We start from the raw sequence: 17,001 nt of genomic DNA on the forward strand, positions 1-17,001 counted from the left end.
TCCTTTATTCCCTCTTTTCGTATGGAAGCGGGAGTTTAACTGCGATTACTACATCACAAATGTAATAAATCATGCAGATCGTTAATGATCCAATAAATTATTCCTGAAATAATTTTAAATACTCTGTAAAAGTAAATATCCTATTGCGTTTATATCCAGTCTGTTCGGTTAATATACCTAGATTACAAAAATCTTTAATAAGCCCATTAGCACTTTGTTTGCTGAGGCTTAAGGTTTCAACAATATCGGACACAGTAATTACGGGTTTGCTGTATAAAAAGTGAAGTAAAGCTCTGGCACTTATTAATTTCTTTCCCATAGATAATATGGTTTGCTTTTCCAACTCATCCCTCAAGGCTATAATTTTTGTAAATGTAAGTATTGCTTTTTTCGCCGTTTCTATCACTCCAACAAGGAAAAACTTAAGCCACTGCTCTAAGTTGTTATTTATAGATACACCCATTAAGTTGTCATAGTAAGTACTTCTATGTTTTTCAATAAAATCGGAGAGATATAAGGTTGGCTTAGTAAGTATATTTTGGTTTATCAGATATAAGGTAACTAACAACCTGCCAATTCTTCCATTTCCATCAAGAAAAGGATGAATTGCTTCAAATTGGTAGTGTGCTATCCCTATTCTGATCAAATGGGGCACTTGAATCTCGTCGTTATTTAAAAATTTCTCTAAATCACTTATACATTCATCAATTTGAGAATGATGAGGTGGGACAAAGGAAGCGTCAGTTAAGGTCGCCCCACCTATCCAATTCTGGCTGGTCCTAAATTCTCCTGGAAGTTTATTTTTTCCACGTACTCCCTGCAATAATATTTTATGCGCATCTTTAATCAATCTGGAGGATAGTGGAAGTCTCTCTAAGCGTCCAATTGAGAAATTAATAGCCTCTATATAATTTTGCACCTCTTGCCAATCGTCTCTAGAGTCTGGACTGATATCTTTTTCCTCCAGTACTGCTTCATCCATTCTTGTACGTGTCCCTTCAATGCGACTCGATTGAGTAGCTTCTTTCACGATATGCATCCTGATAAAAACGTTAACATCCGGCACAAAGCTGGAGAATGCATTTAACTGTCCTAAATGCAAATTAGCTTCTTCTAATAACATATTGATCTTCGGGTTATTTATATTCCACTCAAAATTAATTGGGTTTGGAAAAAAGCTTTTATAGCCAAATTGTTTAGTAAAGTTTCCGGATTTATGATCTTCTAAATTCATATATTACAAATTTAGCAAAAATATCCATAGTCAAGGGAAAGCTACTTTTCCTTGACTATGGATATTTATAGTCAAGGAAAAAGTTAAAAAATGTTGTAATATTTTTTAACGCAAAAAAGCCTCACAAGATGTGAGGCTTTCGTGATCCCGCTGGGATTCGAATCTAGTCCAAAAATCAGCGTTTAAATAGTATTTTATGCGGTTTTCGATTTTGACTCACCTAATCGCTCACCATTTTTTTCGGTATGTTTTAGCTGCAATTGCTACAGAATGAATATAGGGACTTTTGGTCAAAAATTATTTAATTATTCATAATGGAACGGCCAGAAGAATTTGAGCTTTTACTTTTTTTCTGAACATCAAAAATTCTATAACAGAACATACTAAGTAAATTATTGAGAAGCACAAGAGTGTTTTTATTGGGTCAGGTGTAAAGCTATATTGGAAAATATCCATCGAAACATTTACAACCAAAAAAACAACGCAAAACAACGGAATTCCTGAAAATGTAAGAAAAGACAAAAAATAACTATTCTTAATCCTTTCAATTTGATTTAAAAAAACTGAGAAAGAACCAGCAACCATTACCACAAGATAGATCATCGAAAAACCAAGATTTAACAATATATCCAAAAAATTGAAAAACCTTTCTAAAAAAGTGGTGTCAGCAGGCTGTAATCCAGCAATAACAATTCTGTACAGCATAAACAGTACAATACTTAGCAGAAGGTTAACCAGCCAGATCCTAAATACAATTTTCCTCATATATTACCCTATTAATATCCTCTTAATTACCTGATTACCTCAAAATTCGTCTTACCTTTTGGGATATGAAGATAAAGACTGATAAAACTAGCTATAACATTACCGTCCTCATCTTTATATTTCGACCATAGCGCAGATTCACCTCTTAACCTCTTATCAAGAGATGTTTGTTCTAATCGAACCAATCGCCCCCCTCCATATAAAACCAGTTTATAATTTTCCAGCGGTTGCATTTTGTAACCTTTTGCTGATAAGGGTTCCATATAGTTTTTCAGTGATTCCTGCAAATCATTTTTAATACTGTATTCACATTGCGCATTTTCTTTTTCTTTATTAAATACGAGGGCAAAAAAATCATCAACTTTTTTATTGTCTTTCATTTGCCAAACTTGTTTATAGGCATTTTCTGTTTTGGTCAGTAATTCCTTCTGATCTAATTTACTTAAATCCGTACTGCTTTCCCAGCCTTTATTTTCATAGGGTACATTTGCATCAAAAGTAAAGCTGCACTCGTAATAATCTTTATCTTTCCCAATAAAGGTTTTGCCATCAGCTTCGGTTAAACTGCTGTGTTTAACCACTGGTTTTTCGTTTGCGAAAGTATTTTTGCCCGTGTCAGCCTTGTTGCGTTGAAACACTTCAATTTTTATATTGGTCCAATCCAGTAATGTCTTAGCCCCCTCTCCTTGCTGGCTTTCAGTTTGAGGATATAGCTTATAAGTAATGGTTTGTTTGCCACTTCTGTTTATCGCAGAATAAATATCTATAGGCGTTACAACTTGTCCTAAATTAAAATAATTATATACTGGTAAATCATTAACCAGGATTTGAAAATAACAGGCTTCATGACTTACAAACAGATAATAAAACGGTTCGTGAGGAGAATGCTTTACTGACTTAAGGAGCGTTTCTACATAGTCAGTACTTGTAAGCTTAGGAGTGGTTTCATCAATTTCCGACTTGTTTTGCTTATTGGAATCTGAACAACTTGAAACTGAAAAAATAAGCAGGAAAACTAAAATTGCATTTTTAATAATATCCATATGATGAAGAGAATTTTTGCAAAAGTTGCAATAATCATACCGCATAAATTCTCAGATTACGGTTGCAAATGGCTTTGGTCTAAGATTTGTTATCATTTTAACTTCGATAATCCTCACAATTCTGTAAATCAGCAAAATGGCCGCAAATAATAATAACAACAAATTTATTTTCAGATCAGCTTTTCTTGTCATTCCTTTTGGTATCCTCACTTTAATATTGCATGATGGTCAGTCAACAGGAAGTTTTGGTGGAGGAGGCTATGATTTGTCTGGCCTTATTTACGGTATGATACTTTTTACCGCAATTACCGTGTGGATGATCTGGATGTTGATCTGTTATTTTATCAGTAAAACACCACTTGACCGAAAGATGTACCTTAAGCTACTGCTCAGCGGCATCATCGCACTGATTGCCGCCTGGTTCGTTACACCCCGAATGTTTTAGCATACTGGACATTTAAATTTATGAAGAGAATAATTGAAAAAAATCCCGTTTTAATCTTTGCTATTCCGCTTATCATTTTCTTTTTAATAGGATGTGCATTGCTTTATTTTGCAGTCCTAAAAATTGAAATCATTCCATTTTATGGCTGGATCGTTATCGGAGCTTTTATCATCATTCCATTACTATTGACTTATGGATACTTATTTGGTTTCAGCCCTGGCAAAACTATAGCTTCCAATAGAAACCAATTGGTTTTCAACCCAGATGGAATTAATTTTGAAATGACTTTATTTGACTGTTCTTGTTTCATTACATGGAACAGCATTGATACCATTATTTATTCAGATTCGAGAAATGAGGATTACAATGAGTATATCATTTTTGTCAATAAATTACCAATATGTACTCAAAAGGAAAACCCATGGTGGCTAAATAGGTTATTCCCCTTCAAGCAAAAAAACAATAAAATAAGAATAAAAAGTGATGCTATAAATTTTAAGGCACTACCTGATCTGGTTGAAAAATATTTACAATCAAAGGTTGGTTTTGAATTTAAAGACAGTAGAAAAGGGACTTTAATAGATTCGAAAACGTTTATAGAAGGAAATACACATTCTACAATTGAAAAGTGGAAGCCAGCAAGTAATTATCACCCTTTTGAGATGATATATGACAAGTATAACCGAACAGTTCATGATATTGAAAAACGGGATGGTGCAATATAAAAATAAAGGTGTAAAGCATAAAAGGCTTAGATTTCTCTAAGCCTTTCTGTGATCCCGCTGGGATTTACACCTAGTGTAAAAATCAACGTTTAAATAGTATTTTGTATGGTTTTTTAAATTCGACTCACCGAATCGCTCACCATTTTTTTCGATACGTTTTAGCTGCAATTGCTATAATCTAAGTATAACAGTTTACCTTGAAAAATACAAATCGAAATTAACTAATACATTTTAAAAAGACATCTGTTAGTTGTGCAACAGCCACACTATGGACACCCTCTTTTAAAATTTTAGGGTTTACACGCCTGCGAAAATCAGTAAACCGAGCCCAGCGATAAAAAAGCAGAACATTGCGATTAACAAGCCATTGGTACCTCGGGGCGAATTACGGAATTCTTTCCAAATGAAAACACCCCATAATGCAGCTATGAGTGTTGCTCCCTGCCCCAATCCATACGATATAGCGGGGCCTGCTTTTCCAGCAGCGATCAGATTCAATGAATTCCCGAGGCACCAAATCAAACCACCCAATACACCTGTCATATGTGTACTAAAACTTCCTGAAAAATAAGCTTTATAATTAGTCGGTTCACCTACAATCGGTCTTTTGATAAGGATTGTATTGAATACAAAATTACTTAAAAAGATACCCAGCGAAAAAGTAAATACAGCTGTATATGGGGTCATTTTACCAATAGCGGGAGATGTAAAATTCTCAAGATCCATAGCTGCCGCAACAAATCGGTAAAAGAAAGCCATCAACACACCCGAGGTTATACAGATTCCAATTCCTTTTGCAGATACTTTCTTCTGATCGCCCATGCTCTTCCTTTTATAGGCAGTTGCATTCAGGAGTATCGCCACAACGATTAATGCCACCCCTGCAAATAACAGAATTGGGTCTCCCTTTTGCGCAGCAGTATAATTAATCAACACGCCCAAAACCAATGCTAAACCTATGGCTAATGGAAAGGCGACAGACATACCTGCTATGGCTATGGCAGCTGACAATAAAATATTCGCAGCGTTAAAAATTACACCTCCAAACAAAGCGCTTATTACATTTGAGCTGTCTGCCTGTTTAAGATCCGTCAGAAAATCACGCCCCTGGTGACCGACACTGCCCATAGTAAAAGCAGAAATAACTGAAAAAAGTAAAATACCAATTACGTAATCCCAATAAAACAGTTCAAAGCGCCATGATTTGGCAGCCATTTTCTGTGTATTAGCCCATGATCCCCAACATAGCATAGTGATAAGGCAAAATACTACTGCAAGTGAATAACTCTCAATGATAAACATAGTTTCGTTTTTTTAATTCTGGTTTATATTTAATAAGGTTTGATTGTGTGCATGATAAGGTTTCTTCGAAATTATAAATTTGCAATAATTTCGTTTCTTGATGGCACAGATGATTGTGCGCCCAAACGGGTTACAGATATTGCTGATGCACTACAGGCAAAAGTTACTGCATCCCGGATACTTTTATTTTCCGATAAAGCGACTGTAAATGCTCCGTTAAACACGTCACCGGCAGCCGTAGTATCAATAGCTTCCACTAATGGCGCATGAATATGCATAAATTCATTATCATGTAATATCAAAGCCCCTTCTCTTCCTAAAGTAATGATCACTGTTTCAACACCTTTTTCTTTGATAATCTGAGCCGCTTTCTTTGCACTTCCCATATCATTCACAGTGATCCCTGATAATATCTCCGCTTCTGTTCTATTGGGTGTAATAACTGAAATATTACTTAACAGGGCATCCGACAAGCTGCAGGCAGGTGCAGGATTCAGCACAATTTTTACACCTTTGGCTGCCGCCATTTGTACAACATGCGCTACCGTTGCTAAAGGAATTTCTAATTGAATCAAAACTATTTTTGCCTGACCAATCAACTGTTCAATATTCTCAAGGTCGCTTACACTAAGCGTCGCATTCGCACCAGATGCAACAACAATACAATTTTCAGCATTCTGGTCCACCGTAATCAGGGCTACGCCTGATGGATTATCTGGATCAGATAAAATATGATCCGTATTAATTCCTTCTTTCTGGAAAAGTTGCTTAGACTGTCTGCCAAAGATATCATTTCCTGTTTTACATATAAACGTTACATTTCCTCCAAGTCTGGCGGCTGCAACTGCCTGATTCGCGCCCTTGCCCCCCGGGTTCATAAAGAAAACTCCACCCAGAGTTGTTTCTCCTGCAACAGGCAGGTGTGCAGTTTTTATAACCATATCTGTGTTTGAGCTTCCTACAACTAAAATCATTGGATTCATTTTTTAATTTCTTTATTATTTAAAAATAGATTTGGTATATATTTAATATTTTACCACTTAATACTCAACCTTTGTCACAATTACTGGCCCGGTTAAGCCTGATTGCTCATATTTGCTATCCGCAGGAAGATTAATTACATCTGTACGTGTTAATTTATCCTTCTTGTCAAGTTTACTATCTCCTATTAAACGGTTTGTCCAGGTGTTTACCACCTCTATCTCAACATTGTTCTTTCCTGCTTTAATGGCTTTTGAAACATCGACCCGCCAGGGGGCTGTCCACACTGAACCTACATCCTGTCCATTGATTTTAATTTTAGCCATTCCATTAATATGCCCTGTATTCAGGAAGATCGTTTCTTCCCGATGCGCCTTCTCCAGGTTAAAGTTTGATTTATATACAACTGAGCCCGAGAAGTTTTTTATACGTTCATCTTTATGATCAGACCAACTCATCAATTCATTAAACACAACTGGCTTTTCCGGGCCTCCGGATATCGGAGCATTGAGAAAGCTAACTTCCCATGGAGCAGATAAAGTAAGCAGGTGCCTCGCCACAGGAAAATTCTCCCGTATAACTGAATTCTTCTTCGATTCCCCCTTATTGAAAACTACAAAACCACTCTGATTGGTTTCAAGTCTAAAAGAAATAGATGTCTTATCGTTAGTATTATTAAAGACAGGTAGATCTCTCATCGTACCTGTAACGGGATCCCACCAGTAAGGCACAGAATTACCAACTCTAAAGACAGCGGAAAATTCAATTGCACCACCAGATTGGTTGGTCATAAAATACAGTTCTTTTTCTTCAGTACTTCGATGGGTATACAATATCTTGTTGCCAACAGTAGATTTTAGATCAGGTGCCAGGCCAATATAGTCCAATGCCTCTTGCATAGAAATACCTTCCATAACCAAGCCTTTACCATACTTCCTTATTCCTTTCTTCAGCACTGTTCCGCCCCATAAATTTTGTGCAAGTACTTTAACACGTTTATCAGCTTCCGGATAATCCTGTAAACTTGGCGATCTTTCCGGAGCACTTCCTAATACTACTGCACCTTCATTTACAAGTGACTCAATTTTTTTCAGCAAAGCAGGACGGATAGTTTTAACTGGAGGAAGAACCAACAGGCTATATTGTACGCCGTCAGGCAATAACAGTTTTCCATTTTTAACAGTTATCCTGTTTAGCATCACATCTGCATTAATGTAATCATAGGAGTAGCCTTCGGGCAATTCAGGATTTCTAATTCCCGTCATCTTAGGTGCATCTTCTCCGATAAAATAAGCAACATCATTTACAGGAGTTCCCTGCTGAAGTAAATAATTACATCGTCTCAAATAGTCTACAAAAGCCTTCCCCTGATAAAACCAGGTATTTTTTCGGTTAAACTCTGTACTAAACCATGCATTCAGACCGGGATAATTCACTTCATCAGGCTGGTGGATATAAAGGTGCAATAAAGTCTGATTCACGCCTTCTGTAAAAGACCAGTCACCTCTTTTTTTCAATAAAGCCGGATATCTGCTATATGCACCACCGCCAGCAGTAAAAGATTCTGCCCAAACCCTGCGTTTACCGTAGGTATGGGCCGCTGACGATGCAGATTTATTTTCGATATTTCCCAGTTCACCTTCGTTCCAAAATTCACCTGCCACCTCATCAGACGCTCCCCCGTATTTTAAGAACTCTGAAGGGAAACCCCAATGTCCATAATTTTCAAGCCAGAGTTTGAGACCTGCTTTGTTACCAAGTTTTTTTAAACCTCCAACATATTCAGTAGCAACCAGATCGGCAACAAGTCTTCTAAGATCCCATAAAAACCTATCCGATTGATCAGCACTTCCGACGATATTACCTGTCAATACGGGGAGCCAGGGCAAAGGATCATACCCATAAATTAGTTTAAAGGTATGCTGTAAACTGTCAGTCCAGTTTTGAGAGCCCATTTCATAGCTATCAGCAACTAAATACTTAAAAGTTTTACGTTTTTCCTCCGGTATGCGGGCGAGTACTTTTCCAATAAAAGAATCAAAATGGGAAGCCAGTTTTTTATGGTCCATTTTATCTACTTCCAGCCCCTTTCCTTCGGGTGATGCCGGGCTGTTCGTTACACCTGTTGTGGCAAGGTAATAATTCATAATCAACCACTTTCCAGCAGGCACCTTCCAGTTAAGCTGACCTTGTTGATTTACAAACGATTTTAAATTGATTACTTTTTGCGGGTCTATTATCAATTGAGCCTCTTTAATTTCCCCTTGTGTCTGCCATTGATATTCCGGCCAAAGCGGTAATGGTGTCGCATACATCTTAGCCAATTGCTTTTCCATGTAATTTTCCAGGTAAGCAGCAGGAGACAAATTTATTTCCTTGAATCCTGCCTGCCCTTCTATATGTTTTAATACAATCTTAAATTCGTTTGAGTTAACAGGATCGAAGGCGATGGCTAAAGGCGCATAAGGGATAAAACCGACTTGTTTACTTGGATTAATCCTATTTATATTAAACGTTTTAATTGTTTCCATTTTCCCGTTGCGCATTACCTGTAGCAGTACATCGGCAGAAAATGGTACTTCAGCAGGATGCAGAACCAGACTTCGGATGGTTAAAGCCTTTTTTAGTTTGATATGGATACTACTACTTTTAATACCGGACGAAAACATGGAAGAACTTGAAAAATCGTCATCCGTTAAGTTTGATATATTATTAATATCTGCATCCGTTGTCAGTTGTGGCTGATAAGACTTCAGATCAAAATCAGTATAATCAGGAGCGGGTACAGCAAGTGTAAATAAATAACTCGTATCTGCATTTGCCGGCATTATATTCATGGCAAGTTGCTGCCCCCCTTTTACCATTAACCTGCTGCTTGTTATATAACGCATAGAAGATGCTGGTTTTATCCATGGGCCTCCGCTTTGACTCCATCCCGGACTATTGAACATCCCCAAAGTAATTCCGTTCTTTGTTGCAGTTTCCATAGCCACTTCAGTTGCTTTCCACCATTGGTCAGAAAATAATTTCACATCTCCAAAGGAGGTCCCTTCTTCTTTAGAAAGCCCTATATTGCCTATGAATGCGCCACCAATCCCCACCTTTTTCATTGCTTCCAGATCCTTTACCACACCAGCTGGTGAGATATGATCGTTTATCCAGTACCAATAGACATAAGGCCTGACAGAATCTGGCGGAGCTAAAAATCCTTTTGAAAGTATTGAATTTCCCGCTTTAAATTGAGCTGTGAGCTTAAAAACACCAAATAAGGAAATCAGTAAGACCAGTCCGGTTCTTATGGTATATTTATTTAATTCGTTCATCTTTTATTTATCAATTGTTACCAATAGTGTCTGCCATTTATCAAGGTGCAGCTCCAATACATCTCCACTGTTTGTGATCCGGGTATTTCCAGGTTTAACCAGTCCGGATACCGGGTCCCAGACCATCAAACGTTTATCAGATTTTTTAAAAGTTACCTTTACGTCCTGTGCATTATCGGCTGCATTCACAAACAGATATACTTTTGCTGTTTTACCGGGCTTAGCCAAAGCAACAATATTTTCAGTTCCAGCTTCAATTCGATATCCCGAATCCGTATCAGCCGAAATTTGCGAAGCGAGATGAGTTAAATTGTCAAAGAAAACGACATTGTTGTAAGCGCTAAATTTTTCTCTAAGGTCAACGGTCTCACTCTCAAATCCGTCTGCATTTAACAGGATGGCATCAGTATTCTGGAAATAAAGGTTCATGCCCTGATCTGCAAGCCTGATCAAATGATCCAGCAGTTCTTTCTGCAACACCGCTAGCTTTGGAATAATCAATTTTTTAATTTCTTTTCCGGGTTCAGGCAACTTTTCACGATCTACATAATTGAAGTCAATATGCTGATCAACGAGTGCCAGCCCCAGTTCCGTAAAATTATCGCTTAAAAGCAATGCTTCTTTATCGAAATGTTCCCTTCCAATGGATAAGGGAATTAAGGTTTTGGCCCAGATGCTCTCAATTGGATAATATACCGCAACTTGCGGTTGTCTTTTTCCCTGGTCCAGCAAATAAGCAACCCTCCCAATGTAATTCGTAAACTGCTTATTTTCCTCGACACTCATTTTATCATGCCTGTAATAAGAATTAAACAGATCAACTCCATAGGCAAATTGAATACCTACCGCAGCCATTTGACCATTTATACCAGCATCATTACTATCGAATGCACTGGATATTTCGCTCATTACCTGTTTTTTTCCATATGTATCTGCAACCGAAGAAGCGAACTTAGCAGTCGTAACGCCCCAGCGTTTTGCGATCAATGGATAAGCGGTAAGCAGATCTATCCCCGGAAACTGCATATGCTTATACATTTCCATCAAACTTCCTTCAAAAACAGGATGGTAAAATAAGTCTTCTTCCAGCAGTAAATGCCCAGATGAGGCGACATTATTCTTTGCTGCAAATTCCTCCAGCGGTTTAAAATAACATTCCGCGACCAGCTCCATTAACGTCTGGTAGTAATCTATCCTGACCTTAAATGCAGTTGCCGATTGCCCTTCCACCAGATAGGGAAGCTTATTAAACAAGTCATATCCTCTTCTTCTTTTAAACTCGGTCAGCAAACTTTCACTCCAGTTTAAGGTTGGAAAGGCCGGAATGTTAAAATCTGGCTGATCACGTACTCCAGGTGTTACAGGTGGTTTGTTATTCAAAAAGTGGGCACCGACTAAGGAGGGTTCATCCGTAAAAAAAGCTTCAATTCCCTTTCCAAAGTAGTCACCGACATGATGTTTATACTGTTCATGTGTAACTTTAATGAAATCGGCAGTAGCTTTCTTTTCCAATAAATTCACCATTTTTCGCTGCTCGAACCAATTGTGTGTAGCGTGGGTATTTTCATAAAAAGGTTTCTGTACAAAGTACTGCACTTTCCAGTTCCCTTTCCCTTTAGGTGCTGACCACTTCAGGTTCCCTCTTGCATCGGTGTACTTTCTAAGATCAATTATCTCACTAGTTCCAAATCCAGCTTCAGGATAAGCAAATGCTGCCAGGAATCTGGTATGTCCGTGCGGAAATGCTATAGCCAGCTGTTCTCCTTTATTCACGAGTTTAGAGATAACAGACAGACCAAGTGCCTGAGCCGAAGGATCATCTTTCAATACTATACCACCTGCTGCCCCACTGGGATATCCCTTTTCGTCATAAATCCATATCCTTAAACCCAGTTTATCAATTGCATAAGCAATATCGGAACGGAATTTCTCCCAGTTTTGTGTCGAGCTCAGGTAATCCTGGTAGGATACATTTGTAACTACACCACCATAACCCAGCTCTTTTAAATTCCTGATCAGGGTGGTATCCAGATGTTCATGAATGATCCTTAATGGCCTATATTTCAATACAGGGTTTAGGAAACCCTGAACATCAATATTACTTTTCAGCTCCGTTGATCCAGACTTCGCAGTCATGATTAATTTTACAAAGCGGTTTTTAATTTTGCTACCTTCTGATTCGCCGGGAGCATGTAGAAAATAGTGCCTTCCCTTATGCTCCTCTTTAAACTGTGTATAGCCCTGCTCATCCACTATAAATTTACCGGGCACACTTTCTTTAAAATAGTGTGCTGATTTTTCTACCGCAAACAAAACAGAAGTAAGGTCCCAGGTTTCCCTGTTATAGGGCATCGTAATGTACTCCTTGTAGGCGGTAACCAAAGGCTGGTTCCCACTATAACCAAGGTTAGCTTCAATAGCTGTAGCAGGAAAATGTACACTTGCCCCTACTTCAAACGGACTGATATAAATAGCAGTCGGCCAATGATTAAACATTTTCCTGGCAGCAGGAAGATCACTGATCACATTGAATTCTTTTTGCCTTGGATGGCTAAAATTACCCGCCATCGTACTCAAAAATTTCACCTTTCGTTTTACCAGCTCCAAACCACTTAATTTTGAATATTGATCTGCTTTAGATTCCAGTAATTTCGCAAGGTTTGTAGAGAAACCCACCGAAATAATCACAACTGAAGTATCCTTAGCTTTGGCCAACATACGTCGATAGAAGTGAACTGCAGCTTCAACATCCCTATAGTTTTTTATGCTGCTCGAATATAGCAACTGGCCTTGCTCCTTATAGTCCATCACCTTTCTGGCAAAGCTCTTAGCTTCAACTTCACCCTCGACACCATTTTGTACCGTTGCTATGGGTAACTGGCCGTAACCATACTGGCGCCTCATCAGATCTATAAACTGCAAGGAACTTAGACTTTGTTTATTATTACTGATGCCAAGAAAATTAATTTTTCCCTGATCAGCGTATCTGAAAAGCATAGCCAGTGCGAGCCCATCATCCACATCATTTCCCATATCGGTTTCAAAAATTACCGGAGTGGGTGTTTTTTTTTGCGCCTTGCAAGGGATGGCCGCAGCCACCCCGAACGCAAGAACGATAAAAAATATGTTTATTAACTTAAATTTGAACACCTTCATACTCCTCCTTAATTAATTATTTTGACATGTTGAATCTGGAAATATCCATTAACAGGTGTTCCAGGAGTAGCATTGGAAGGATCAATTCGTAATTGCTTTAATGTACCTGTCCATCCTGGAACGGTACTCATATCGATGGTATAAGTTGTAAAATCAGAATAAGGATTCATCGCGAAAGACACCTGTTTGGCATTATTCCATGCCAGATCGGTAGTCGTAGTAAAATAAACCTGTCCGATCGTTTGCGGAGAAGAATTCTTGACCCTTACCACCACATATCGGCAGTTTGCCAGACTTGCATTCAGATTATCACCAGATAGTATAAATGCATCGGCGCCTGTTATCTTTCCACCGATATAATTCCCGGCTGCGGCAGACCAGCCAAAATTATTAATCTGCTGTCCGGCAGTCCAACCTTCCAAAGCTGACATAAAATTCCAGCCCTGGCTACCTACATGTATATAATCCACACTAAAATTACCTGAAGTGGTACTGCCAGGAACCGCATTGGAAGGATCTATCCTTAATTGTTTAAGTGTTCCCTGCCAGGTTGGAATATCAGCCATATTGATGGTATAATTGGTAAGGGAACTGTTCGCAACCATTGCAAAGTCCTTTCTTTTATCCTCCGACCAGCCTGTACTTGCTGTAGTTGTAAAATAAACTTGTCCAACTGTATTGGCAGAAGCATTGCTAATGCCAATCTGGACGAGTTTTTCAGTCCCCATATTATACCCCACTGAGTTTGCAGAAAGTATAAAAGCATCATTTCCAGTCAATGTTCCACCTATTTTACCTGCATTGTTCCATCCAAAACCACTGATGTCGTTTCCGGATGTCCAACCTTCAGCACCTGCGGCAAATGACCAGACTTTCACCTCATTGCTCAGCCATTTTTTTGCGGCCTGCACAAAGGGACTTGTGGGACTATGCGACACGGCGAAAGCAGAGCTTGCGGGCTCTCTTCCCCAACCAAATACGGCAACCATAGAAGCTCCATGACCAAACATATCGCCAAAATAGGCATCAGCCTGTGCAAAAGAGCCGTTCACACCGATGCTATAACCTTCTGCATTTGCGAAATTTTTCTGCTGTGGATCAACCAGATTGATCTCTGCTTTTAAAGTATTCAGGTTGTAAGGACAGCTTACTGGCGAAAGCGTGAAACCTGGTGTTGAGTAATTGTTGACAGCGGTCCAGATTGGTGGTGCAAACGTGGTCGACAAACCTGGTTGACTAGATTTTACCCCTACAATATGGGAAAAAATCTTTTCTCTCGGAATTCCAGTATCGTAAGCTGTTTTGGCTAAAAATTCTGAATAATCATGGATCACCTGGTACAGTCTATCCTTATTATAAGCCGTGTAACCTAAGGTATGCAACGCCGCATATCCAAATTTCCCTGCTTCCCAACTTTGCATCTGATCCCCTAATATTGCATTTACCGGCAACGAAGAGGGATTCACATTATATAGCGTATTATCAGCTGAATAATCAGGAATATGTGTTTCCCAGCCAATAGCCATTCCTGCAAACAAGTACCCTTTTCCATTTGCTTTTAGCTGGTTATACCGTGTATTCAGTACCGACAACACACCGTTTTCAAGCTGACTTTTTACGAAGGCCCTGAAGCCTGGTGATTGCAAATTTGGGAAAGCCTGGGCATGCATCCAGGCACCCCAGTTGAACCAGAAATAAGGCAGGCGGCCGTTAGATTGTCCGCCCCAGGCTTCTGTTCCCGAGGGAAATGATACCCATTCGCACCATGACGGATCATTGTAAAATTTAGGCATAGCGCCCCCGCCAAATTCAGTCGTATAATTATTGATATCATCCAGCTGGAAATATACCGGAACGTTGTATTTTTCCGCAATATCAAAAGCTTTATTTACCTGGTATTGCATCTGCTGAACCGATTGGGTGAGCAGCATTGGCCCGGGTAACCCAAATGCGTATTTATAAGGAGCGTCAGCGTTAACTGGCCCAAATATCTGCGGAAGTTCCCCTACAAACGTATAGGCCGAATTGGCATCTTTACCTGTATTTTCGCTATCAGCCTGATCAACGCCGGTATTGGTTAGAAAAAAAACAATATAACGTTCCTGTGCAGCGGTCAACGATGTACTGCCGGTATTTTGCACTTCATTTGCTTTGATAGTTTCTTTATTTTCTGCAGTAGGTTTTTTACACCCCAAAGCAGTGGCAACTAAAAGCGTTAAGCTGATAAGTTTTATGGCAACCATAACTATTTGATTAAAGTTTACATTCGTTCAGGTGATGCTTACCAACCAGGGTTCTGGTTGAGGTTAAAATCAGGAATTATAGCAGTTTCCTTGATTGGGATAGGCATAATCAGAAACTTATCACTCCAGGCATTTCTGCGTTCAGTTACAAAACGGGCATAGGTAAAGCTATTGTTCGGCTGCTTTGTAATCTCCATACCGGTCACCAGCTTATCTGTCTTATCCAGTATTTTCCATCTGCGTACATCCCAGAAACGGTGTTCTTCAAAAGCCAGCTCTACCCTACGCTCCTTACGGATACGGTTCTGAAACTCCTGCTGTGATAAAGTGGTTGGAAAATTAGGCATATTCGCTCTAAATCTCACCTTATTAACTGCATTTTGCGCTATTGTAGTTGGTCCATTGGCTTCGTTTTCCGCCTCGGCCAGGTTAAGATAAAGTTCTGCCAGGCGGTATTTTTTCCAGCGTGTATCTTCGGGCTGACCAGATTGTAAACGAGGATCAATAAATTTGCGTAAATAATAACCGGTTCGCGTGAAGGCCCAACCTATAGGTGCTTTCAATAACTGATCTGCCCCACCTATATAAGTTTCCATAATATGTACATTTCCTGCTATATTATCATAAGCAGCCCCATTGTACCAAACCGTTGCATAAAATCTAGGATCGCGTCCAAGATAAGGCTTTGACGGATCGTATCCCGAGGCTGGATTGAGTATTGGCTGTGTATGATCCAAATCCTGATAGCCTGTAATAACCGGCTCACCTGTAGCTTGCATATCATAACTGTCTACCAGTTCCTGACTTGGAGTAGCCCCTACTTTAAACATTCCAGGTTTACTTGGAATGCTATTGATGATACTGAACACAGGATCTATTTGTCCCTCATAAACCTCATAGATTGTTTCTTTATCCCTTGGTGAAGTGCTGATGTCAGTTTTGCTCAGAAAATAATCTCCATAATTGTCTACCAGGCTATACCCTTGCGTGGTCAGCGCACTGATGGCATTCTGTGCTGCCAGCGAAGCCGCTTCCCATTTACTTTTATCGTTACTAACGTTCCATAACGGACTGGCATTATACAACAAAGCCTGAGACTTTACCGCATAGGCAACAGCTTTTGTAAACCGCCCGCGCTCTGCTTCTGTGGTAATACGTATCGGCATACTGTTGTTCGCAATAACTTCATCACACTCTTTTACAATAAAATTTACACAATCCTGGAAAGACGGACGTTTAAGCGTAGTATAATCAAAATCATTCGTAAAAGGTGCCGTTACCACAGGCATCGGACCGTATTCTTTGATGAGTTCCCAGTAATAAAAAGCCCTTAATAACTGCGCTTCCGCACGAAAACGCTCCCTGTTGGTTGCACTCGGAATATTGGCAGTCTGGATGTTTTGCAGGAATACGTTCGCATCTCTGATACCCGCCCAGAAAGCACCATAATGATAAACGCCTTTACCTCTCTCCTGGTGCGCGTGCAAAGGACTACCGCTGGCATTCAGACTACCTGCAGACCAAGCCATTACCGCACCACTGTAAGCGTAAGCCTCATCAGAATAAGGTGCCAGGAAATCAAAAAAACCGTACTTCCAGAAGTAGCTTGGCATTTGTCCGTAGACTCTGTTCAGATAAGCCTCAGTTCGTTTCTCATCTTTAAATATATCATCAAGTGTTGTCCGGCCATCAGGCGTGATGTTCAGATAATCTTTCGTACAACCTGCTGCCAGGAAAGAAAGCAACATAAAAATTCTTAAAATATTTTTCATCTTATCTTCTGA

10 protein-coding genes are annotated in these 17,001 nt (G+C 39.3%); 2 read left to right on the plus strand and 8 right to left on the minus strand.

All coding sequences use genetic code 11. From position 1 onward, the window contains the following. Positions 1-97 precede the first annotated feature (97 nt). Positions 98-1,234 carry a Fic family protein gene (locus BLS35_RS14155; RefSeq protein WP_090782100.1) on the minus strand — a complete coding sequence of 379 codons (1,137 nt, stop codon included), beginning with the start codon at positions 1,232-1,234 and terminating at the stop codon, positions 98-100. Positions 1,235-2,025: 791 nt separating this feature from the next. After that, the gene (locus BLS35_RS14165; protein WP_090782106.1) at positions 2,026-3,042 is read right to left on the minus strand and encodes a hypothetical protein; all 1,017 of its coding nucleotides are present in this window, start codon (positions 3,040-3,042) and stop codon (positions 2,026-2,028) included. 136 nt (positions 3,043-3,178) lie between these two features. Between BLS35_RS14165 and BLS35_RS14170 the strand changes: the two genes are divergently transcribed. Beyond that, complete coding sequence (locus tag BLS35_RS14170) at positions 3,179-3,487, plus strand: hypothetical protein (protein ID WP_090782108.1); 309 nt, start codon at positions 3,179-3,181, stop codon at positions 3,485-3,487. A gap of 20 nt (positions 3,488-3,507) precedes the next feature. Then, positions 3,508-4,212, plus strand: coding sequence for a hypothetical protein (locus tag BLS35_RS14175; RefSeq protein WP_090782110.1), 705 nt, complete (start codon positions 3,508-3,510; stop codon positions 4,210-4,212). A gap of 297 nt (positions 4,213-4,509) precedes the next feature. On the opposite strand, the gene BLS35_RS14180 is transcribed toward BLS35_RS14175, so the two are convergent. The 6 genes from BLS35_RS14180 to BLS35_RS14205 form a co-directional block, all read right to left on the minus strand. Continuing rightward, a complete protein-coding gene (locus tag BLS35_RS14180) occupies positions 4,510-5,514 on the minus strand; it encodes a GRP family sugar transporter (RefSeq protein ID WP_090782112.1) in 1,005 nt (334 codons plus the stop codon). A 71-nt stretch (positions 5,515-5,585) separates the two neighbouring features. After that, entirely contained in the window at positions 5,586-6,488 is a 903-nt protein-coding gene (gene rbsK, locus BLS35_RS14185; RefSeq protein ID WP_207909165.1) for a ribokinase, read from the minus strand. A gap of 66 nt (positions 6,489-6,554) precedes the next feature. Continuing rightward, positions 6,555-9,818, minus strand: coding sequence for a glycosyl hydrolase (locus BLS35_RS14190; protein ID WP_090782116.1), 3,264 nt, complete (start codon positions 9,816-9,818; stop codon positions 6,555-6,557). 3 nt (positions 9,819-9,821) lie between these two features. Beyond that, entirely contained in the window at positions 9,822-12,974 is a 3,153-nt protein-coding gene (locus tag BLS35_RS14195; RefSeq protein WP_090782118.1) for a glycosyl hydrolase, read from the minus strand. An 8-nt stretch (positions 12,975-12,982) separates the two neighbouring features. After that, a complete protein-coding gene (locus tag BLS35_RS14200) occupies positions 12,983-15,217 on the minus strand; it encodes a hypothetical protein (RefSeq protein ID WP_090782120.1) in 2,235 nt (744 codons plus the stop codon). A 38-nt stretch (positions 15,218-15,255) separates the two neighbouring features. Then, positions 15,256-16,989, minus strand: coding sequence for a RagB/SusD family nutrient uptake outer membrane protein (locus tag BLS35_RS14205; protein ID WP_090782122.1), 1,734 nt, complete (start codon positions 16,987-16,989; stop codon positions 15,256-15,258). Positions 16,990-17,001 lie beyond the last annotated feature (12 nt).

Origin of the sequence: Pedobacter sp. ok626 (genome assembly GCF_900100435.1) — a bacterium.
GTDB lineage: Bacteria > Bacteroidota > Bacteroidia > Sphingobacteriales > Sphingobacteriaceae > Pedobacter.

Excerpts from the sequence above, each read along its gene's own strand:
- BLS35_RS14155 (WP_090782100.1), bottom strand. The coding sequence starts at position 1,234 with ATGAATTTAGAAGATCATAAATCCGGAAACTTTACTAAACAATTTGGC.
- BLS35_RS14165 (WP_090782106.1), bottom strand. The coding sequence starts at position 3,042 with ATGGATATTATTAAAAATGCAATTTTAGTTTTCCTGCTTATTTTTTCA.
- BLS35_RS14170 (WP_090782108.1), top strand. The coding sequence starts at position 3,179 with ATGGCCGCAAATAATAATAACAACAAATTTATTTTCAGATCAGCTTTT.
- BLS35_RS14175 (WP_090782110.1), top strand. The coding sequence starts at position 3,508 with ATGAAGAGAATAATTGAAAAAAATCCCGTTTTAATCTTTGCTATTCCG.
- BLS35_RS14180 (WP_090782112.1), bottom strand. The coding sequence starts at position 5,514 with ATGTTTATCATTGAGAGTTATTCACTTGCAGTAGTATTTTGCCTTATC.
- rbsK (WP_207909165.1), bottom strand. The coding sequence starts at position 6,488 with ATGATTTTAGTTGTAGGAAGCTCAAACACAGATATGGTTATAAAAACT.
- BLS35_RS14190 (WP_090782116.1), bottom strand. The coding sequence starts at position 9,818 with ATGAACGAATTAAATAAATATACCATAAGAACCGGACTGGTCTTACTG.
- BLS35_RS14195 (WP_090782118.1), bottom strand. The coding sequence starts at position 12,974 with ATGAAGGTGTTCAAATTTAAGTTAATAAACATATTTTTTATCGTTCTT.
- BLS35_RS14200 (WP_090782120.1), bottom strand. The coding sequence starts at position 15,217 with ATGGTTGCCATAAAACTTATCAGCTTAACGCTTTTAGTTGCCACTGCT.
- BLS35_RS14205 (WP_090782122.1), bottom strand. The coding sequence starts at position 16,989 with ATGAAAAATATTTTAAGAATTTTTATGTTGCTTTCTTTCCTGGCAGCA.